The following is a 20,913-nucleotide window of genomic DNA, read 5'->3' on the forward strand; positions in this document are numbered from 1 at the left end:
GATAGTAATTAATGCAATCTATAAGCAGATGAAATCAAATTTAAATTGGAAAGTCATAAAATTTATATAATTTTATATCGTGTACGATATTTATTGAACCTAAAATTAAAATGATGTCAGATAAATTTTATGAATTTGAAGCGCAAAACATGCGCAATGAAACAGTTAAAATGAGTGATTATCAGGGCAAAACAGTCCTGGTAGTAAACACTGCCACTAAATGTGGATTAGCACCACAATTTGATGGCTTAGAAGATTTGTATCAAAAATATAAAGACAAGGATTTTGTGATTCTTGGTTTTCCCAGCAACCAATTTGCCAATCAAGAACCGGGAAATAATGATCAGATAGAGCAATCTTGCAGAATAAATTTCGGAGTTACATTTCCAATATTTCAAAAAATCAAGGTGAATGGAGACCAAACACATCCCATATTCAAATACTTAAAATCAGAACTTAAAGATTTTTGGGGGCCTAGAATAAAATGGAATTTTACCAAGTTTTTAATTGGACCTGATGGCAAGCCGGTTAAGCGTTTTTCTCCACGTACCTCACCTGCCAAAATAGACCAATATTTACAACAGAAAAACATGATTTAAATGAAAAATCAAGAAGGAATTCTATGGCTTGAGAACCAAATTTGTTTTCCAATTTACGCCACTTCAAGACTAATTACAAAGTTATATACTCCTATGCTAAATGAGTTGGATATTACCTATCCGCAATATTTAGTATTGTTGGTTTTGTGGAAAGAAGACAAACAAAAAGTCACCTCTATCAGTCATCAAATTAAACTTGAAACCAATACACTTACTCCATTATTACAAAGGATGGAAGCAAAAGGAATTATAAGTCGTAAAAAGAGCAAAACAGACGAGCGAAGTATTGTTGTATCATTGACCCAAAAGGGAAAGAAAATGGAACAAAAGGCAGCTTGTATTCCTGCAAGTATAATAGAAGAATTATCCAGCGAAACAATCAACTCAATAGAGATAAAAGACCTTTATCATACTCTTTATAAGATTATTGACACTATTGAAGGTCATTTATCAGATAAGGCATCATAAAAAAAGCCATCCAATAATAAGATGGCTTTATACTTAAATTAAACAATTGTATTAAAATAGATCATGCTCTAGTTCTTCAAGCAATCTTCTTGTTGCATCAGAACTGTAGTTGTTTTCGTTTGAATCGTCATCCTCATCAAAATCATAATCAACTTCTCCACCCTTAGCTGGTCTAAGGATATTGGTTTTAGAAACATTTAATCTGATTTCTGCTTTCACTGATTGATCATCTTGAAGATATCCTTTAGCAAAAGGAGTTCCAACGATTTCAACTAGCGTACCTTTTTTAAGGAAATCAAGAATTCGCATATTAGCACCTTCCCTCTTCCAAATGGTACAATTCACCCAGGTGGTCTTTGTTCGCTGCTCACCCGTTCGCTTGTCGCGCCAGTTCTTATTATGAGCTACCGGAAAGTTTAAAGCGATAACGCCTTTGTCCATGGTTTTTACAACTGCGTCTTTTCCGATATTACCAATAAGCCTGGTTTCAAAAATGGTTGCCATAAGTAAGTATATTAGTTTGTAATGTTTTTCAATGTTAATAGCAATTTAAGTCATTTTTTCCAGTTATCAAATTAAAAGTGAGTGATTTATCTACGTTTTTTGCTAAACGTAGGTAATAAAGGCATCTTTGAACCCTTTATCCTGCACATCCTTCCTAACCGGTTTTGCATCTTTCTTGCTATTGTATTTTCCTACGTAATAGCGATACTTGTAGTTACTACTCGTCTCTATCATGACACGTTCTACCTCATAATCAATACACTTAAAACGAGCATCATCAGGTTCAATTGGCGATTTAGATGACATTATTTGTACCCTATAAAAAGCCTCATTCTTGCCCTCTTCCTTCACTACATTTTCCTGTAATTCTTTAACACTAAAATCAATTTTTGGATGCTGTGTTTTAACAAAAGATCTAGTAGCTCTAAAAATGGCAGATGCAATTATATCTTGTCCATAATCAGTAGCTAAATAGGCAGATTCAGTAGAATTAGTAATAAATCCACACTCTACAACAACTGTTGGAATCTTGGTAAACTTTAATACTTGCAACGAATGTCCCAAATCATCAGAAGTTTTAACTCCCCTACTGTGTCTTCCTGCTCTACTTTTAAATTGATCTTCTATCAACTGAGCCCATTTGTAAGATGTTTTAGCAGCATAGTTATGAATGATGGTTTCTGTGCCACTGATTTGATCTTTAGTACTTCCATTGATATGAATACTTAACATATAATCATACCCATTGTTAGCCATCTCAACTCTTTCATCCAAGGTAGGATAAGAATCATCTGTTCTTGTATAACCTACTTTAACATTGCCAATATTGTGGGTTAAATAAAACCCAACTTTCTCCGCAATTTTTAGTGTCAATACCTTTTCTTGCAATCCGTTTTTTACATGCGGTAAATGACCGGGATCTTTTCCGCCATGACCGGGATCAATCAAAATTGAAACTTGATCATCATTGGCCCTTACTAACAAAGCCGTAAAACACAATATGGTAAATATGTACTTCATACTGCTAAAATATTGGACTAAAAGGGGATTTTCCAGAGGGTGACCTACAATTTATTCCAACGTCTGTTGTTGAAAATTGAGTCAACTACCTCTTTAAATAAATAATAAGACAATAAAGGAAAGTTACACCTTAGCTTCTTCTCTATACACAGCTAAACCATAAAACAATCCAAAAATGGTAACGCCTGCTTGCGTCTCCAACATATCTTGAAAAAGCATTGAAATAGTGAGCGTCAACATTACAATCCAAAAGAAATAATCCTTGTTTTTTGCTTTTAACATAGGATAGAAAAGCATTCCAACAATCATCAACAAGCCAAATATTCCATGTGATATCCATAAGGTTAAATATTGATTGTGAGAGCGGTGACGATTTTCTTCAGCCAGCATTGATTCTGAACTGATATATTCTTGCTCAAAAGCTTCAGGTACATCTCCCATTCCAACACCAATAATAGGTTGATCCCTAACTATTCTCCAGGCAATTCTCAAGTGTTCTAAACGTTGTAAGAGCGAATGTCCATTTGGATCTCCTTGATATTGATAAACTTCAAATTGATAAATAAACTCATGTAGTTTCTTTTTCAAACTATTTGTCTGTGCAATAGATGTTTTTCCGTTCTCAATTTCATGTATTTCTTCTTCAGTCAACGTCCAAACACCAACTGAATCTTTTCTGAGATTCTTTGAAGTCATGTATCTCAAAATAGTACCAAACATTGGTTGTCCTTTGGCATCCTTTCCCATGTAAGGAATTGAAGATCTTTTGTTCCATTCACTTTCCAATTCTTCTTGCTGAACATAAATCCAAACATGATTCCCATTTTCTCTTTCCTGAACTGATAAGTCATGATGATATAATCTACCATTTACGGTATGGCCGTCTAAATCTTGATATGTCAATTGTGGAGCTGAAGTGTATGAACCTACTGCATTTGATAAGATCCAAACAAAACCTGCTAAAGAAGAAACGATTAGCCCATTTAAGGACCATTTTAATCCCTTGTGCTTTAATTTACTGATGAAGTACAATGCGCTAAACAATCCTAAAACAGCCATTAAAATATAAGCTGTTAAGGTTTGTGAGCGGATATTGTAAAAAATCAACCATGCTAAAATGATCGTCCACAACCACCACAATTTTGACCTTTTAACAATTAAATAAATCGCAATAAAAACCCCTAATGCTGTTAAAATACCAAAGCGAACATGAGATATAAAAAAAGACATTTCACGGACGTCCACTCCTTCAATTACAAAATGATACCTGTAAAAGTTGATAGCCGAAGTCAAGGTTAGTATTCCAAGAAACAGATAAAGTAAAAAGTATAAGACTTTCTTCTCTATTGGTTTGGATAATCCCAATGCAAACGGAATGGCAAAAAACGGCATTTTACGCGCCAAATCTTTTAAACCATACTGCACATCATCTGACCATAAAAGTGAAAGTAATCCCCACAGCAATATTCCCAAAAGCATCCAAACTGTAGGGGTAGTTTTAAATCGTTTCCAGTAATCTTTAAAGTCTGCCTCAATCAACCAATTGGCAACAATCCAAATAGCTCCAATACTCATCAATGTATTGTGCAGGCAAACCCCTAACGTCAAGATGACGAGCGCTGTAATTTTGAGGTAATAGTGGGCAGGTAAATTAAGCCACTTATCAAACATTTAGTTATTCTTGGATGTTGAGTATGGACTTATAACGTGAAGGATCGTTTAATATTTTAACGGCTTCTAATATGAAAGGATCCTCTCCCATATTTTGTTCTATTCTACCCTTTTGAAAATAGTATCTTCCAATAATCTCATCCTCTAAAATCTCAGTGATTTCAGACTTGAATTTTTGTAAATCTCTTTCTTTTGACGGCTTGAATTTCTCCATTAATGCATTGAATTCAGCCTCAGCATCTGTCAGATAATTTTCATCCTTAGCTGTTTCTTCTAATCTCTTCATCAAATCTCCTGAAGCTGTAGAATATTCAAATTCACGTTCCATTACATAAGTAACAAAAGCCTTGTACGTGTCATCAGATAAATTGTATTCTCCTGGCTTGGCAATTGATTCATTTTCTGCTCTGAACTTTGTAGCAAAATCAAATATGATGTTATTAATTACTAAGGTTTGCAACAATCTGCTGTATTCTCTATCCGGAACTTTTACATCTGGTTCAATTCCTCTTCCGTCCAATACTTCCCTTCCATTTCTGGTTTTAAACTTGTGTAATAATGAATCAGATACGGCACTGGCATCATCCCCTTCTTTACGGTTGGTGTAATCCAATTTTTGAATACATCTACCACTTGGAGTATAATACTTGGCGATAGTAACTTTGATTTTGGCATTGTATTTAAGATCCAAAGGTCTTTGTACCAATCCTTTTCCGTATGATGTTTGACCAACAACTACAGCACGGTCAAAATCTTGCAAAGCACCGGACACAATTTCAGATGCAGAAGCTGAATTTCCATCCACCAAAACCACAACCGGTATATTCAAATCCTCAGGTTTAAGAGGAGCAGCATAAGAAACATCATTTCTGTTATCTCTTCCTTTCATCCAAACAATAACTTCTCCTTTGTTTACAAACATGTTAACAATCTTCACTGCCTCAATTAATAAACCACCCGGATTACCTCTTAAATCAAGGATTAGCTTTTGCATGTTTTTGTCTTTTTTCAAACTTCCAAAAGCAGCTTTTACATCTTCTCCGGCAGTTTTAGTAAAAGAGGTAAGTTTGATATATCCCACATCTTCATTGACCATTCCATAATAAGGAACCGGACTCAACTTAACTTCTTCTCTGGTAAGTGTTTTAGTGATTGTTTCACCATTTCTATTGACTTTAATTTTTACTTCACTTCCGGGCTTACCTTTCAACTTTTCTGAAACTTCTGAAGAGCTAAGACCTTCTACATTTTTATCATCAATTTCAATGAATTCATCACCGGCATATAAACCAGCTTTCTGAGCAGGATAACCTTCGTGAGGATCTGTAATTACTACCTTATCATCTTGTTGTTGAATCAATGCTCCAATTCCCCCATATTGACCAGTGGTCATTAATTTGTAATCTTCAATTTTTGATTCAGGAATGTAATTGGTATAGGGGTCCAATTCAGCTAACATTGCATCAATTGCCGTCTTCATTAAGTGACCCGGATTGGTAACGTCAACATATTCCATGTCAACAGTTTTGTATACCAATTCAAACAGCTCAAGATTCTTATAAATCTCAAAATCTGTTGGGTTCTCCTTTTGCGACCAGCCTTGAAGCTGAATTAACATTAAAGGAAGAAGTAACCATTTACTCATTGTAATCTTCATAAATTCGATTGTAATTTCTTCAACAAATCAACTAATTTCTTTTCTAACCATTGATAGTTCTGATCCTGTTCTCCGGTATAAACTAAAAATAGTGCTAAACCTTTTTCTTTGCCTTCAAATTTTGATAAAAGGTCGGATTTATTGAGACGATAAGCTTCTCTAATCTGTCTTTTAATCCTGTTTCTCTTCACTGCTTTCTTTACTTTCCTTTTAGGAACGGCGATAGCAATTTTCACATTGGCACCGTCTTCAAAATCAGCAAGGAGATATTTTAAACGAAATGGAAAATGATTTATTTGCTTTCCATTGTCGTAGACATCCTCAATAATTTTGCGGCTTTTGAGTCGTTCGGATAAAGGGAAAGTAGACATTAATCATTCAATTTTGTTTGCTTTAACTCCTTATCCACCTGCTCTAATTCATTATAAAAATCTTCACCAAAAGCCCTGATGATAGGTTCCTTTAAAAATTTGTAAACCGAAACTTTTAACTCTTTGCCCAATTTACAAGCATCACTGCATATCGGCCATCTATCATAATTCAAACTACTAAAAGATCTATACTCCTTTACGCGAATTGGATATAGATGACAAGAAATAGGTTTGTTAAAATGGATGGCTCCATCTCTGTAAGCCTGCTCAATTCCACACTTATAAATTCCATCTTCACCTTTGGTAACAAATGAACATTCTTTTCCGCCATTTAACATGGTAACAGGATCATTATCTCTATCCATATAAAAGACCCCATTTTTTTCAATCTCTGCCAATCCTTTTTCATTCAGATAAGGCTTAATCAAATCAATATGATCTTCCAATAAATTGACTTCATCCATGGTCAATGGCGCACCATCATCCCCATCTACACAACAAGCTCCTTTACATGCACTCAAATTGCATACAAACTCTTCTTCAAAAAGTTCGGTAGAAACCAGTTTATCACCTATCTCTATTATCATAATGCAAATGTAATGTTTGTTAAGAGCAAAAAATTGAAGGGGGCATTATTTATCTTCTTCTGCCAACTTTGTCAAAGTTCTTTTTTTTACGCTTAGCCAATTTTTTATACAGATTGACTTTTTCCTCGTATCCTTTCTTCCTTCTCCTATAGGTATTCATTGCGAGCAGATAAAAAATAAGTGTAATAACTCCACAAATGGCGATACCTAATAATATGCTTTGCCAGGAATATTCACCACTACTGTTATTTGTGTGATGAATAAAACCGGAAGGTAATCTTTGAACAAGTAACATAAGTGTCCAAGATACAAATGATTGGGTAATTTTTTTGTTATGGCTTAAAATCTAAGTTGAATCAATAATTCTATATTTAGCATCCAAATTACCTACCCATTAAGTTGTTAGCATCTTGAAACAAATAGTAAAATCCCTGTTCATTTTATTGCTTGCTATTAGCTGCAACAATACTACCCAAGTAGAGAATCAACCGGGTAACATAGAAGTAAATCCTCCTTCTTCTGAATTAAATCTAAATGAAGGATATTTCTTTAATCAGCTCACTAATGACACTATTCAGGATATCATAGATTTTTATGGTGATACAGTAATTACCGGTCAGGAAATTGATTTTGAAGGTGAAACTTTTTCAAATGAAGAGAAGAATTTCATTAAAAAACAAGTAAAATATAATCCTTCAGCCGTTTCACATTTTGAAGCTTATCCAAATTTTAAAATGGCAAGCGGAGTTTTTGAGGAGCATCAAATCAAGAAAGAAAATCTAAAAGTGATTAATGTTAAATCCACTTTTAATGACACTACCCCTCATTTTATCATTGGGGCATTAGGAGATACAATACCAACAGGAGTGCCTTTTAAAATGACCGGAGAAAAAGTAAAGCTAATACAACCGGAAATAGTCGCAGCTAAACCTCCTTCATACAAAGATGCTACAAGTGTTAATATCCAGTATTTTGATATTTATCAGGGTTTAAAATCTTCCACTTCAAGAGGGTTATTACAAGACAGCAAGGGTAATATTTGGATGGGCACATCAGGAGGTGGGGCTAGCAAATATGATGGTCACAATTTCATCCATTACTCAGAAGAATCAGGTTTATACGCAAATTCAGTTAATTCATTTTATGAAGATTTAAAAGGAAATATTTGGATGGCAACTGATCAGGGACTATCAAAATTTGACGGCGAAAGTTTTACAAATTACACAGAAGAAAACGGTTTGCCTTTTAATAGAGTTTGGGATGTAAAGGGGGACAAAGATGGAGTAATATGGTTTGGTGGAGTTGGGTGTTTAAATAAATTAGATGGTGACTCTTTAACCATTTATTCCCATAACGAAGGTATGGCAGAAAAAGTAATTCTTTCCCTTTTAATTGACCATAAGAATAGAGTTTTGGTAGGAACAAATGGAGGAGGCCTGCATATTTTTGACGGAGAGAACATCACCATTTTAAGTAGCGAAACTGTAGGTCTTAATAGAGATGTAATCAATGACATTGAAGAAGACAAAAATGGGGTGATTTGGCTGGCACTAGGAATGGGTGGTGGCTTGAACAGGTTTGACGGAAATTCTATTAAAAGATATTCAACTGAAAGTGGTTTAAATCACAACATAATCCGATCTACATTAATAGATAGTAAAGGAAATATTTGGTTTGGAACTTATGGAGCCGGAATTACTAAATGCGAAATCAATGAAGCAGGTGAAATTATTTCGTTGTACACTTTTGATGAATCAAACGGCTTAACCAGCAATGTTGTTGAAGAAATTATGGAAGACAATGCCGGAAATATATGGTGTGGAACAAAAGATGGTGGAGTTTGTATGATTGATTTTAACGGTTTTGAAAATTATGCTGAAAATGAAGGAATTAGCAATCGACATGTAAGTAGTATTGCTAAAGATAAAAATGGAGATTTATGGTTCGCCACTTTTGGGGCAGGAGTAACCAAATACAATGGTCAAACATTTTCACATATTGATCAAGACGCCAACATCAACAGGAATTTTTTAAGATCGATTTACAATGATAAAACAGGAAATATTTGGATGGGATATAATTCAGGTGGGGTCAGTAAATTTGACGGAGAAACCTTCACCAATATCTACATTAGTGATGCATACGGCGGAAGTTCAATATCATTAATTTACAATGATAATGCAGGTAATTATTGGTTTGGAAATGATTTAGGCATTTCAAAATTCGACGGTAATGAAATGACGCATTATCATGGAGCGAATGCCTTTGCCAGTTTTACAATTCACTCAATTTTGGAAGATGATGAACAAACTATGTGGATGGGTAGCCACGGAAGAGGTTTATACAAAATAGTTGATGACAAAATCACCTATTACACTGAAAGAGAAGGATTAAGTTCAAATTTTGTTTCTTGTTTGTCTCAAGATCCTCAAGGTAGAATATGGATAGGTACCTACTTTGGCGGAATAAATGTTTTTGACGGTGAATCATTCACCTATTACTCAGAAAAAGATGGTTTACCATCTAATAATATTCGTTCAATAATTCAGGATCCAAAAGGAAACTTTTGGCTAGGGACCTCAAATGGAGTGGCATACATTTGCTTTGATAATCCAAAACCCAAAATTTACAGTTTTGGAAATCTGGATGGATTAAAAGGAATAAACTTTAATTCAAACAGTGTAGAAATAGATAATGAAAACAAAATTTGGTGGGGCACCGACAAAGGTTTGGTTGCACTGGATGTAGACAACTTAAAACTTTCAGAAAATCCCCCTCAAGTATCTTTGAGACAATTGGATCTCCATGGAAAATTTGTTGATTTCAGAAACAATGAAGACAGTCTTTTGGAAGATATAACTTACACTGAAGTAGCTTCATTTGAAAACTATCCTCTCAATTTAAAATTACCGTACAATAAAAATCATTTGACTTTCCACTTTTCTGCACTTGATTGGAATGCTCCACATAAAATTAAATACAGCTACATTTTAGAAGGATTAAACAATGACTGGAGTGAACCTAGTGATGAAGGAAAAGCAGAATACAGAAACCTGCCACATGGACAATTTAATTTTAAAGTATGTGCCATTGGTGAAAGTGGTGAATGGAGTCAACCATTTATTTACAGTTTTACAATTACACCACCATGGTGGAAAACCTGGTTTGCTCGCATTTCTTTCATTGTAATTGTTTTGTTAATAATGTATGTTGGGATGCGTTTGAGAACCAGACAACTTAAAATACGACAAAAGGAACTAGAAACTAAAGTTGACATTGCCACTCAAGAAATTAGAACACAGAAAGAAGCCGTTGAAAAGCAAAAAGCAGTCATTGAGCAGACACACAAACAACTTGCAGATACACATCAGGAACTGGAAGAGAAAAACACTGAGATTTTAGACAGTATTCAATACGCAAAAAGAATCCAATCTGCCATTCTTCCACCAGAAAAATTGATTCATCAACACTTACCAAACAGCTTTATCCTATATAAGCCTAAAGATATTGTTGCCGGTGATTTTTATTGGATGGAAGTAAAACCAAATGAAGTGCTAATTGCAGCAGCAGATTGTACCGGTCACGGTGTTCCGGGTGCAATGGTTTCTGTTATTTGTAATAATGGATTGAACAGATCTGTTAGAGAATTTAGCTGTGAAAAGCCGGGTGAAATATTGGATAAAACAAGAGAGTTGGTAATTGCGGAATTCGAAAAATCTGAAGAAGAAGTGAAAGACGGAATGGACATTGCGCTTGTTTCGCTTACACTCAATAAAAAGAATGATATAGAGAATGAGAATGAAGATAACGAGCATTCTGTTTCTCATTCTCATTCTACTTCTCATTCTGTTTCTCATTCTCATTCTCTTCTAAAGTATGCTGGAGCTCACAATCCACTTTGGGTTATTAGAAAAGGAGAAACGGAAATTGAAGAAATAAAAGCTGATAAACAACCAATAGGAAAATTCATTGATGCAGTTGATTTTCAAACACATGAAATAACCTTAAATAAAGGAGATCGTTTTTATATATTTTCAGATGGTTTTGCCGATCAATTTGGTGGAGATAAAGGCAAAAAATTTAAGTCGTCTAACTTTAAAAAGCTATTGCTGTCCATTCAATCAAATTCCATGTTTGAGCAGCAAGCTATTATTGACCAAACATTCGAAGAATGGAAAGGACATCTTGAACAACTAGATGATGTTTGTGTAATTGGTGTTGAAGTTTAGGCTAATCAATCTTAATTTTTGGCAATCCCAAATTGAATTTTACGGCCAAAATTCTGATACCTATCACTAAAGAAACAGCAATAATAAATCCTACAACAGGTAATAAAAAAACATTTTGAAAAAGGAAAAACACCACTACTCCAACTAATGCAGCTGAAGCGTAAATTTCTTTTCTAAAAATCAGGGGAACATCATTGCACAATACATCTCTCAGCAATCCACCAAAAGTTCCAGTTATCATTCCGCAGATGATAGCATATACTGGATCAATACCTGCCGCCAGAGCTTTTTGAAATCCACCTATTGCAAAAACTCCCAAACCAATGGCGTCAAACAGGAATAGTGATTTTCTAAGAATCTGCAGTTTCTTATAAAACACATATGCCAAAACAACGCCACAGAAGACCGCTAAAGCATACCACTTGCTCTGCATCCATCCAACCGGTAAAGAACCTATTAAAACGTCTCTAATCGTCCCTCCGCCCAATGCTGTGACAAAGGCAATAACACTTACTCCTACAAAATCAAATCTTTTATTTGCGGCGGTCAATGCACCACTGATTGCAAAAACCATTGTTCCAATAACTTCTACTACGAACATATCATAAAACAAAAAACCCGATCTCATAACGAGATCGGGTTTGTATAAATAGATTTTTAATCTTATCCTTTTAGTGCTTCTGCACCTCCAACGATCTCTAAAATCTCGTTTGTAATTGCTGCCTGACGAGCTTTGTTGTAATCAATTTTCAATTGTTTATTCAACTCAGCTGCGTTATCAGTTGCTTTGTGCATTGCAGTCATCCTTGCTCCATGTTCACCAGCATGTGAATCTAATAAAGCAGAGTACAACTGAATTTTTAAAGATTTAGGAATTAAGCTTTCCACGATCTCTTCTTTTGAAGGTTCAAAAATGTAATCAAGATTCACTTTTGATTCTTCATCTGATTCAGCAGGTACAATGGGTAAAAATTGCTCAGCAGTTACAATTTGAGTGGCTACATTTTTAAAGTGGTTATAAACCAATATCACTTTATCAATGTTTCCTGCAGTATAAGCATCCATGATTTTTTCAGCTGCCGGAGCTGCTTTATCAAATGACAAGTCGTTCCAGATTTCCTCCATGTGACTTGGCAAGTTTCTACCACGAATGTTGAATTCAGTTTTCTTAAAAACGTCGTTCGCTTTTTTACCGATAGACAAAACAGAAACGTTTTTATCTGCATAATCGTTCTTAGCCAATCTCAACGCTTCTTTGATTACGTTGTTATTGAAACCACCACATAAACCTCTGTTAGAAGTTACTGCAACGATCAATACATTTTTAATGTCTCCACGCTCAGCAAATTTGTTTTCAGACAAATCCAATGAAGCAGATAAATTAGATAAAATCTCCTGCAATTTATTTGAATAAGGACGCATTTGCGTAACGGCATCCTGAGCTCTTTTTAACTTAGCAGCAGATACCATTTTCATGGCAGAAGTAATTTGCATAGTAGAGTCTACTGATGCAATTCTGTTTCTAATTTCTTTTAAGTTCGCCATATCTATTTTAAGATATAAAACAAAAGATCGCTTCGCTCTTCAACCAAGCGATCTGTCTTAATTCTAACTATTATTCGTATTTAGCAGCAATATCTTTTGCTACTGTCTCCAATACATTTGTCAAATCATCATTGTAATCACCTTTGGCCAATTTGTCCATAGTGTCTTTGTGATTTGCATTCAATGTATTGATAAACTGAGATTCGAATTCTTTTACTTTGTTTACAGGAACATTAGTCAATAAACCTTTTGTTCCAACGTAAATAATAGCAACTTGATTCTCTACTCTAAATGGATCTCCTTCTCTTTGTTTCAAGATCTCCACGTTTTTAGATCCTTTATCAAGTACCGCTTTAGTAGCAGCATCCAAATCAGAACCAAATTTTGCGAAGGCCTCTAACTCTCTATATTGCGCTTGATCCAATTTCAAAGTACCAGATACTTTTTTCATTGATTTAATTTGCGCAGATCCACCAACACGTGATACAGAGATACCAACGTTAATTGCAGGACGTACACCAGAGTTAAACAAGTTAGACTCCAAGAAAATCTGACCATCAGTAATCGAAATTACGTTAGTCGGAATATATGCAGATACGTCACCCGCTTGTGTTTCAATAATTGGAAGGGCAGTTAATGATCCACCACCTTTTACTTTTCCTTTCAATGATTCAGGAAGGTCATTCATTTCACCTGCAATTTTATCGTCAGCGATAACTTTAGCAGCTCTCTCTAACAATCTTGAGTGCAAGTAGAATACGTCACCAGGGTAAGCCTCACGTCCTGGAGGTCTTCTAAGTAACAATGATACCTCACGGTAAGCAACTGCTTGTTTTGATAAATCATCATAGATAATCAAAGCAGGTCTTCCTGTATCTCTAAAATACTCACCAATTGCAGCACCAGCAAACGGAGCATAGAACTGCATTGGAGCAGGGTCAGATGCGTTTGCAGCAACAATTGTTGTATAAGCCATAGCTCCTGCAGCTTCTAATTTAGAAACGATTCCAGCAACAGTTGAAGCTTTTTGTCCAATTGCTACATAGATACAGAATACAGGCTCTCCTTTATCGTAAAATTCTTTTTGATTCAAAATGGTATCGATCGCCACTGTAGTTTTACCAGTTTGACGGTCACCAATGATCAACTCTCTTTGTCCTCTTCCAATTGGAATCATTGAGTCAATCGCTTTAATACCAGTTTGCAACGGCTCGTTTACCGGCTGACGGAAAATTACACCGGGTGCTTTTCTTTCTAAAGGCATTTCCAAAGTTTCGCCTTGAATTTCACCTTTACCATCAATTGGAGTACCCATTGTGTCAACAACACGTCCAACAATACCTTCACCTACATTAATAGAAGCGATTAAGTTCAATCTTTTTACAGTATCTCCTTCTTTAATCTCATCAGATTTTCCTAACAATACTGCACCAACGTTGTCTTCCTCAAGGTTCAAAACGATTCCTCTTAAACCATTGTGGAATTCAATCATCTCACCGTACTGAACTCCGTTCAATCCGTAAATACGTGCAATACCATCACCTACTTGAAGGATAGTACCTACTTCTTCTAATTCAGCTTCCGTTTTAACTCCTGAAAGTTGCTCTCTCAAAATTGCAGAAACTTCTGCCGGTTTTACATCTGCCATCTTTATTTGTTTTTGTTTGGTGTCAATCGCTTTAGCTTAATTTATCGATCAACACAAATACTTTAGTTTAACAATATGTTTTTCAAATTCGCCAATTGACTCTTAATAGAAGCGTCAATTTGTTTATCTTCAACTGAAACGATAAATCCACCAATCAAAGATTGATCAACTGATTCGTTCAATTCAACATCACCTTTAAAGTGCTCGTTTACTTTAGCAACGATAGCTTTCTTTACTTTATCCTCTAAAGCAACTGCAGATTTTAAATTAACCACTACAATTCCCTTGTGTTTTTTATACTGAGAGATAAAGCTTTCTGTAATTTCAGGTAATAAGTTTTCTCTTGAATTTTTTGTAATCAACTTCAAAAACTCAAGGGTCATTTTTTCAACTTTACCTTGAAACATTGCATCATAAACCGTGTTCTTTTTTCTTTTTTGAATTATCGGAGAATCCAAAAATGCCATGAACTCGCGGCTATCGTAGCAAAGTGAATCTAGCATTTGCACATCAGCATATACCTTTTCAATTGACTTCATTTCAATTGCCAGGTCCATGTATGCTGTTGCGTATCTTATTGCTGCTTTACTTGCTGCCATTTGTTTTTGTTTAGATCAAAGATTAAGGAGAAAAGAGCAATGACTTTATGAGTCGGATTTCTTAATTCCCTGTTCCTTTTTCAATTTTTTAATTAACGTTGATGTCTTCAGCTAATTTTTCAGCCAATGCTTTTTGTTTAGCATCAGATGTCATTTCACCTTTAATTACTTTTTCAGCAATTTCTAGAGACAATGAAGCTACTGTAGTTTTCAATTCAGATAAAGCAGCAGCTTTTTCTGATTGAATAGTTTTTTGTGCGTCAGCAATAATTCTGTTTGCTTCAGCTTTAGCTTCTTCTCTTGCCTCAGCCACCAATTTTTTGCTAGTTTCAGTTGCTTCTTTCATCATCTGATCACGCTCAACTCTAGCTTCTTTCAACATCTTCTCATTTTGAGCTTGCATTTGTTGCATCTCGTGCTTTGTTTTTGTCGCCATTTCAATTGACTCAGCGATTACTTTTTCACGATCGTTAACAGCAGTTAACATTGGTTTCCAAGCAAACTTCTTTAATAAGAATAACAAAACAAGAAATACTAAACCACCCCAAATGATTTGTCCTACTGCAGGTGTAATTAATGGATGCATATCTAAAATTTTACTTTTTAATTAATCTTTTTTAAAAGCTGGTGTCAGGCAATCCCTGACACCAAACTTTTTGTTTTTTTAACCTTGTAAGAATGCTACAACGATTCCGAAAAGGGCTGCACCCTCAACTAATGCCGCTGCAATAATCATTACAGTTTGCAATTTGTTAGCAATTTCTGGCTGTCTTGCCATAGCTTCCAAAGCAGATCCACCGATTCTACCGATACCTAAACCAGCTCCGATAACTGCTAGTCCTGCTCCAATTGCTGCGATTCCTAATGATCCCATAACTATATTTATATATTAATTAAAAAAATTACAATTTAATGGTGTGCACTTTCAACTGACGATCCTATATACAATGCAGCCAACATTGTAAAGATGTACGCCTGTAAGAAAGCCACTAACAATTCCAACGTTGAAATAAACAACGTCATTGGCACTGATAATCCAGCCCAACCAACATGCTGGTTCACGAAGATGATTCCAATCAATGAAACCACGATAATGTGACCTGCAGTAATGTTAGCGAACAAACGAATCATCAAGGCCATTGGCTTGATAAAAATACCTGCGATTTCAATCGGCACTAAGATTGGGTATAACCAAACGGGTGCATCAGGTAATAAAATGTGTTTCCAAAATGGTGCTTTTGAACTAGCCATCTGAATAATAAATGTGATGACAGCTAAAAGCATAGTGATTGAAATACTTCCAGTCAAGTTTGGATTTGATAAGAAAGGAATCAATCCTAATAAGTTTCCGAATAAAATAAAGAAGAACAAAGTCAACAAGAATGGAGTAAATCTCTTGTATTTATCTCCTTCAATGTTATCCTTTGCAATGTCTTGTACAAATACTACACCCGGCTCAGCCCATTTAGCGATACCTTTTGGAGGTGCATTTCCACCTTCTTTATAAGTACGTGCAGATTTGATAAATAAAAACAACATCAATCCGGCAACTAAGAAAAGTGTTACAATGTTTTTAGTGATTGATAAATCATAAATCACCTGATGTGCATTAGTTGGGTGATGCTCTTCATCCATTTCAATATGTTCAGCACCAGCCTCTAATTGGTAAATTTTCTCGTGTAATTTCACGAATTTCATTCCGTCTTTTTCAACGATATGATGACCTGAATCATCATGGTGAAATGCTGAAGACATGAAAGTCACTAAACCGTTATCTGTCCATAAAATAATTGGAAGAGGAATAGTAAAACCATCTGCAATGTGAATGTCGTGAGCATCTAATGCGTGATGAATAGCGTATTCTGCTGCATTAAACTCTTCGATCTCTTCTTTAATTGGTGGATGCTCTTCATGTTTAGCTTGAGCATTTACAGTTAAAATCGACAATAACAAAAAACCAAAAATTCTTTTCATATCTCCTTTACAATTAAGGCCTTTACACATAAAAAAAGGACCCCGATAGAAATTTCGGCGCAAAGTTATATATAAAAAGCTTTACAGGGACTATTTTCTGGACTGAATTTCGTCAGTATTTATTTTTTCGTCCAATGGCTTATTTAAAAACCTGATTAGTAAGATAGTTTCGACCAATAGGTAGGGAAAAAAAATTAAAAAGAAATGACCTACAAAAATTTTGGCAATTTCCTTACTCATCAGTAACCAGGGCAATAAAAAAACAAAGGATAATACGATTTTTAGTGTCGTAAAAATTAGATATGCTTTACCGACAGATTGAATCTCTTTTGACTTATTGTATTGAGCAGAAATAAAAAAGAGTCCAAGGACGGTTGCAACAAAAAGGTATGTATGAGATAACCACCACCAATTTTGTAGCTCAATGATATTTGTAGTTGTATAAATATAAGTGCCATGCACAGCTGCAAATAGCATAGCGACAATAACAACTACATTGATTGATGACTTAAAAAGAGTGTTAGTCTTCATCCGACATTTTCTTTACCGATCGAATAACAAGCACCAAAGATACAATTGTTCCCAAGGCGGCAAACAAAATTGTCCAAACCGGTTTTTCTGTTTGTTGATTTTGATCTAACAAATGTCCACCGTATGCACCCAGACCAATTGTAGCCAACATCTGAAAAGCCATACCTGAATACTTCATGTAAGCCTGAACTTTCTTGTCCTTTTTTTCAGATGGTTGATCTGATTTAATAAGATGATGATTTTAGTATACCAATTCTGATTCGCTCTCTTCCTCTACCTTAGGCAAAGCTGTAGTTTCAACCGGAGTGCCACCCATAGCACAATTACCATTAAATGCGGCTCCATTTTCAACACCAATTTTACCGGCAACAATGTTACCTTTTACTTTGGCAGTAGCTTTTAAGATTAACAAACCATCTACTGTGATGTTACCGACAACTTCCCCTTCAATATCGGCATTGGCACATAAGATTTCTCCTTCAATTCTTCCTGTAGTACCTACTACTAACTTTCCTGTAGTTCTTAAAGTTCCCTCTAAAAAACCATCCATTCTGAAATTACTATCAGTAATTACATCTCCTTTGATACTAGTTCCCTCAACAATTCTGTTTAATTGATCAGGAGAACTCACGCTGCTCACTTGACTGTTCTTATTTCCTTTACGCATCTTAAAATTAGGTATTGGTTAAAAACAAAAATATAAAATATAAAACGCCATGACAAGGCTTTACGTCAAATTACGTATAAAGTCGGAGCAACATTTATTATTCGTCGACTAATCCTTTACTTTGACCTTTACTAAATCGATTTTTGATTCAGAAACTTCCATAACGGTAATCACTAAATCATCTGTTTCAATTAAGGTATTAGGTTTAGGAATTTCTTCCAGCTTATTGATGATAAATCCGGCTATGGTCTCATATTCTGCCGATTCAGAAATTGGAATTTCGTATTCTTGCTGCAAATAATCAATCTCCATCCTACCAGAAAACAAGTAGGTGTTTTCATCTATTATTTGCTCCACGTCATCTTCATGATCATGTTCATCTTCAATTTCACCAAATATTTCTTCAACAATATCTTCAACCGTGATGATTCCGGAAGTTCCTCCAAACTCATCTACCACCACAGCAATACTTCGTTTTTGTTTGGTAAACTGTTCCAATGAATCTTTTACTAAAACTGCTTCAGGCACCACGAAAATTGGCAATAATATTTGTTTGATAGACTCTGGCTTTGATAACATTTCATGTGCATGCACATATCCTATAATATTGTCAATATTATCTCTATAAATAACCACTTTAGATAATCCGGATGAAATAAAAAGCTCTTTTAATACCTGAATATCGTCATCTATATTTAAGGCAATAATCTCTGTTCTGGGAACCATGCAATCACGTGCCTTTACATTTGGAAACTCCAATGCATTTTGTAATATCTGCAGCTCATTCTCCATTTCAGACTCCTCTTCCATTCGCTCATTGATGTCCCTCACGTAGTGATCTAAATCTACCTTTGTAAATGCCTGTTCTGAATCAGATATATCTACTTTCACCAACTTTAAAAACAATTCAGAAATCCACATGGTGATCATGGTTGGGATATAGAAGACTCCATATATAATCACTAAAGGAATAACACCATACTTCAAACTTCTGTTGGGATTGATTCTGAAAAGTGCTTTTGGTAAAAATTCTGCCGTAATTAAAACTAAAAGGGTTGAACAGATGGTTTGTAGAATCAAAATAACTGCTTGATTCTCTGAAACGTAAGCAAAAACCGGTTCTAACACCATGGCCATGTAAATACCATAAATCACCAGGGAAACATTGTTACCCAATAACATTGAACTGATAAACTTTGGCGTTTCTTTAACGAAATAGGATAATACACGACCCGAAAAGTATCCTTGCTGCTTGTCTAGCTCAATTTTAAGCTTATTTGAAGACACAAAAGCAATCTCCATTCCCGAAAAAAAAGCGGAACACAATAAGGTTATTATGATAATCAGAAATCTCTGGGACTCCGGGTCCATAGTCGCGTTTGTCTTAGAACGAATTTATAGAAAAATAGCAAATGTAACAATCAATAAAAAATTAATTGCCTATTAATTAGTCGTATTCTTCTAAATCAAATCCAATATCCTTTCTATAATAAGCGTTTTCGAAGTCAATTTTCTTAAGGTTGTCGTAGGTTTTATCAAGTGCAGCCTCTAGTTTTTTACCGTATGAAGTAACACACAATACACGACCACCTGCAGTTACGTATGTTGGCCCATCTTGTTTAGTGCCTGCATGAAAAATCATAGAATCAAAAATTCCGTTAAGTCCAGAAATGTTTTTTTCTTTTTCATATGCTCCGGGATATCCACCTGAAACCATCACAACTGTTGAAGCAGCACGTTCATCAAAAACCACATCTCTTTCAGACAAGGTTCTGGTAGCTACACCTTCAAACAATTCCAGAATATCAGATTTTAATCTTGGAATTACCACCTCCGTTTCAGGATCACCTAAACGACAGTTGTATTCAATAACGAATGGATCTTTTTTAACATTGATCAATCCAAAAAAGATGAATCCAACATAATCAATCCCCTCATTTTTCAATCCTTTAATGGTTGGGATTATTACTTGATTTTCTACTTTATCCATGAAGGCAGTATCTGCAAAAGGAACCGGAGAAACAGCTCCCATTCCACCAGTATTTAAACCGGTATCACCCTCACCAATTCTTTTATAATCTTTTGCTTCAGGAAGAATCTTATATGATTGTCCATCTGTAATTACAAAAACAGACAATTCAATTCCATCTAAAAACTCTTCGATAACCACCGAGCTAGATGCATCTCCAAATTTTGCATCCTCTAACATGGCGCGAAGCTCATCTTTGGCTTCATTCAAATCATTTAAAATAACCACTCCTTTTCCGGCAGCTAAACCATCCGCTTTTAAAACATACGGAGGTTTCATCCCATCTAAAAAAGCGTATCCTTCTTCTAAATTGTCTTTTGTAAATGTTTGATATTTAGCTGTAGGGATATTGTATTTTTTCATGAATTGCTTAGAGAAATCTTTTGATCCTTCTAACCTTGCTGCCGATTTGTTTGGTCCAATAACGGCAATGTGTCTTATTTCAGGATCATCTTGAAAGAAATCTGCGATACCATCAACAAGTGGTTTTTCAGGTCCTACAACTACATAATCAATTTTATTCTCCAAACAGAATTTTTTAATCCCCTGAAAATCATCAGCTTCAATATCTACATTGGTGCCCACCTGATTTGTTCCGGCATTTCCGGGAGCAATAAATAGTTTGTCTATTTGAGAACTTTGTGCAATTTTCCAGCTGATAGCGTGTTCTCTTCCGCCTGAACCAAGGACCAATACGTTCATGAAATATTATTTTAACTGCACTTTCTCCAAGGAAATATACCCGGCGTTCTGTGCTGGGACAAAGTTAGGTAAAGCGCAGGGTTGATTGAAGACGAATTATTAACAAACCGCA

The 20,913-nt window shown here is 35.2% G+C and carries 22 protein-coding genes; 3 read left to right on the top strand and 19 right to left on the bottom strand.

What is annotated here, in order from left to right; translation table 11 throughout:
* Nucleotides 1–113: 113 nt before the first annotated feature.
* Together K6119_RS11460 and K6119_RS11465 are read left to right on the top strand one after the other, a co-directional pair.
* The gene (locus K6119_RS11460; RefSeq protein ID WP_221831806.1) at nucleotides 114–599 is read left to right on the top strand and encodes a glutathione peroxidase; all 486 of its coding nucleotides are present in this window, start codon (nucleotides 114–116) and stop codon (nucleotides 597–599) included.
* On the top strand, nucleotides 600–1,067 hold the full coding sequence (locus K6119_RS11465; protein WP_221831808.1) for a MarR family winged helix-turn-helix transcriptional regulator: 468 nt from the start codon (nucleotides 600–602) through the stop codon (nucleotides 1,065–1,067).
* 51 nt (nucleotides 1,068–1,118) lie between these two features.
* On the opposite strand, the gene K6119_RS11470 is transcribed toward K6119_RS11465, so the two are convergent.
* From K6119_RS11470 to K6119_RS11500, 7 genes are all read right to left on the bottom strand, one after another.
* Nucleotides 1,119–1,571 (bottom strand): single-stranded DNA-binding protein, encoded by a 453-nt coding sequence (locus K6119_RS11470; protein ID WP_221831809.1) that lies wholly within the window; start codon nucleotides 1,569–1,571, stop codon nucleotides 1,119–1,121.
* A 102-nt stretch (nucleotides 1,572–1,673) separates the two neighbouring features.
* Nucleotides 1,674–2,591 carry an N-acetylmuramoyl-L-alanine amidase gene (locus K6119_RS11475; RefSeq protein WP_221831811.1) on the bottom strand — a complete coding sequence of 306 codons (918 nt, stop codon included), beginning with the start codon at nucleotides 2,589–2,591 and terminating at the stop codon, nucleotides 1,674–1,676.
* 123 nt (nucleotides 2,592–2,714) lie between these two features.
* A complete protein-coding gene (locus K6119_RS11480) occupies nucleotides 2,715–4,166 on the bottom strand; it encodes an O-antigen ligase family protein (RefSeq protein ID WP_221831813.1) in 1,452 nt (483 codons plus the stop codon).
* A gap of 100 nt (nucleotides 4,167–4,266) precedes the next feature.
* Entirely contained in the window at nucleotides 4,267–5,907 is a 1,641-nt protein-coding gene (locus K6119_RS11485; protein ID WP_237828005.1) for a S41 family peptidase, read from the bottom strand.
* A gap of 8 nt (nucleotides 5,908–5,915) precedes the next feature.
* A complete protein-coding gene (gene rnpA, locus K6119_RS11490) occupies nucleotides 5,916–6,290 on the bottom strand; it encodes a ribonuclease P protein component (protein ID WP_221831817.1) in 375 nt (124 codons plus the stop codon).
* The gene (locus tag K6119_RS11495) at nucleotides 6,290–6,874 is read right to left on the bottom strand and encodes a DUF3109 family protein (protein WP_221833673.1); all 585 of its coding nucleotides are present in this window, start codon (nucleotides 6,872–6,874) and stop codon (nucleotides 6,290–6,292) included. Before K6119_RS11495 ends, rnpA begins: the two co-directional genes overlap by 1 nt.
* 52 nt (nucleotides 6,875–6,926) lie before the next feature.
* Complete coding sequence (locus tag K6119_RS11500; RefSeq protein ID WP_221831819.1) at nucleotides 6,927–7,172, bottom strand: hypothetical protein; 246 nt, start codon at nucleotides 7,170–7,172, stop codon at nucleotides 6,927–6,929.
* A 115-nt stretch (nucleotides 7,173–7,287) separates the two neighbouring features.
* Here K6119_RS11500 and K6119_RS11505 point away from each other — a divergent pair, with 115 nt between their 5' ends.
* The gene (locus tag K6119_RS11505; protein ID WP_221831821.1) at nucleotides 7,288–11,106 is read left to right on the top strand and encodes a ligand-binding sensor domain-containing protein; all 3,819 of its coding nucleotides are present in this window, start codon (nucleotides 7,288–7,290) and stop codon (nucleotides 11,104–11,106) included.
* A 1-nt stretch (nucleotide 11,107) separates the two neighbouring features.
* On the opposite strand, the gene K6119_RS11510 is transcribed toward K6119_RS11505, so the two are convergent.
* From K6119_RS11510 to purD, 12 genes are all read right to left on the bottom strand, one after another.
* The gene (locus K6119_RS11510) at nucleotides 11,108–11,734 is read right to left on the bottom strand and encodes a trimeric intracellular cation channel family protein (RefSeq protein WP_237828006.1); all 627 of its coding nucleotides are present in this window, start codon (nucleotides 11,732–11,734) and stop codon (nucleotides 11,108–11,110) included.
* A gap of 35 nt (nucleotides 11,735–11,769) precedes the next feature.
* A complete protein-coding gene (gene atpG, locus K6119_RS11515) occupies nucleotides 11,770–12,651 on the bottom strand; it encodes an ATP synthase F1 subunit gamma (protein ID WP_221831823.1) in 882 nt (293 codons plus the stop codon).
* A gap of 70 nt (nucleotides 12,652–12,721) precedes the next feature.
* Complete coding sequence (gene atpA / locus K6119_RS11520; RefSeq protein WP_221831825.1) at nucleotides 12,722–14,299, bottom strand: F0F1 ATP synthase subunit alpha; 1,578 nt, start codon at nucleotides 14,297–14,299, stop codon at nucleotides 12,722–12,724.
* 62 nt (nucleotides 14,300–14,361) lie between these two features.
* On the bottom strand, nucleotides 14,362–14,898 hold the full coding sequence (atpH, locus tag K6119_RS11525) for an ATP synthase F1 subunit delta (protein ID WP_221831827.1): 537 nt from the start codon (nucleotides 14,896–14,898) through the stop codon (nucleotides 14,362–14,364).
* Nucleotides 14,899–14,986: 88 nt separating this feature from the next.
* On the bottom strand, nucleotides 14,987–15,484 hold the full coding sequence (gene atpF, locus K6119_RS11530) for a F0F1 ATP synthase subunit B (RefSeq protein WP_221831830.1): 498 nt from the start codon (nucleotides 15,482–15,484) through the stop codon (nucleotides 14,987–14,989).
* Between the two features lie 78 nt (nucleotides 15,485–15,562).
* Nucleotides 15,563–15,772: an ATP synthase F0 subunit C gene (atpE, locus tag K6119_RS11535; protein WP_221831831.1), complete on the bottom strand. Its 210-nt coding sequence runs from the start codon at nucleotides 15,770–15,772 to the stop codon at nucleotides 15,563–15,565.
* Between the two features lie 35 nt (nucleotides 15,773–15,807).
* Nucleotides 15,808–16,872 (bottom strand): F0F1 ATP synthase subunit A, encoded by a 1,065-nt coding sequence (gene atpB / locus K6119_RS11540; protein ID WP_221831833.1) that lies wholly within the window; start codon nucleotides 16,870–16,872, stop codon nucleotides 15,808–15,810.
* A 90-nt stretch (nucleotides 16,873–16,962) separates the two neighbouring features.
* Nucleotides 16,963–17,403 carry a hypothetical protein gene (locus tag K6119_RS11545; protein ID WP_221831835.1) on the bottom strand — a complete coding sequence of 147 codons (441 nt, stop codon included), beginning with the start codon at nucleotides 17,401–17,403 and terminating at the stop codon, nucleotides 16,963–16,965.
* Nucleotides 17,393–17,581 (bottom strand): AtpZ/AtpI family protein, encoded by a 189-nt coding sequence (locus tag K6119_RS11550; RefSeq protein ID WP_221831838.1) that lies wholly within the window; start codon nucleotides 17,579–17,581, stop codon nucleotides 17,393–17,395. Before K6119_RS11550 ends, K6119_RS11545 begins: the two co-directional genes overlap by 11 nt.
* A gap of 63 nt (nucleotides 17,582–17,644) precedes the next feature.
* On the bottom strand, nucleotides 17,645–18,034 hold the full coding sequence (locus K6119_RS11555; protein ID WP_237828007.1) for a bactofilin family protein: 390 nt from the start codon (nucleotides 18,032–18,034) through the stop codon (nucleotides 17,645–17,647).
* Between the two features lie 144 nt (nucleotides 18,035–18,178).
* Nucleotides 18,179–19,441, bottom strand: a complete 1,263-nt coding sequence (locus K6119_RS11560; RefSeq protein WP_255714150.1) for a hemolysin family protein — start codon at nucleotides 19,439–19,441, stop codon at nucleotides 18,179–18,181.
* Between the two features lie 76 nt (nucleotides 19,442–19,517).
* A complete protein-coding gene (gene purD, locus K6119_RS11565; protein ID WP_221831844.1) occupies nucleotides 19,518–20,801 on the bottom strand; it encodes a phosphoribosylamine--glycine ligase in 1,284 nt (427 codons plus the stop codon).
* Between the last annotated feature and the right edge of the window lie 112 nt (nucleotides 20,802–20,913).

The organism is Paracrocinitomix mangrovi (assembly GCF_019740355.2).
GTDB lineage: Bacteria > Bacteroidota > Bacteroidia > Flavobacteriales_D > Crocinitomicaceae > Paracrocinitomix > Paracrocinitomix mangrovi.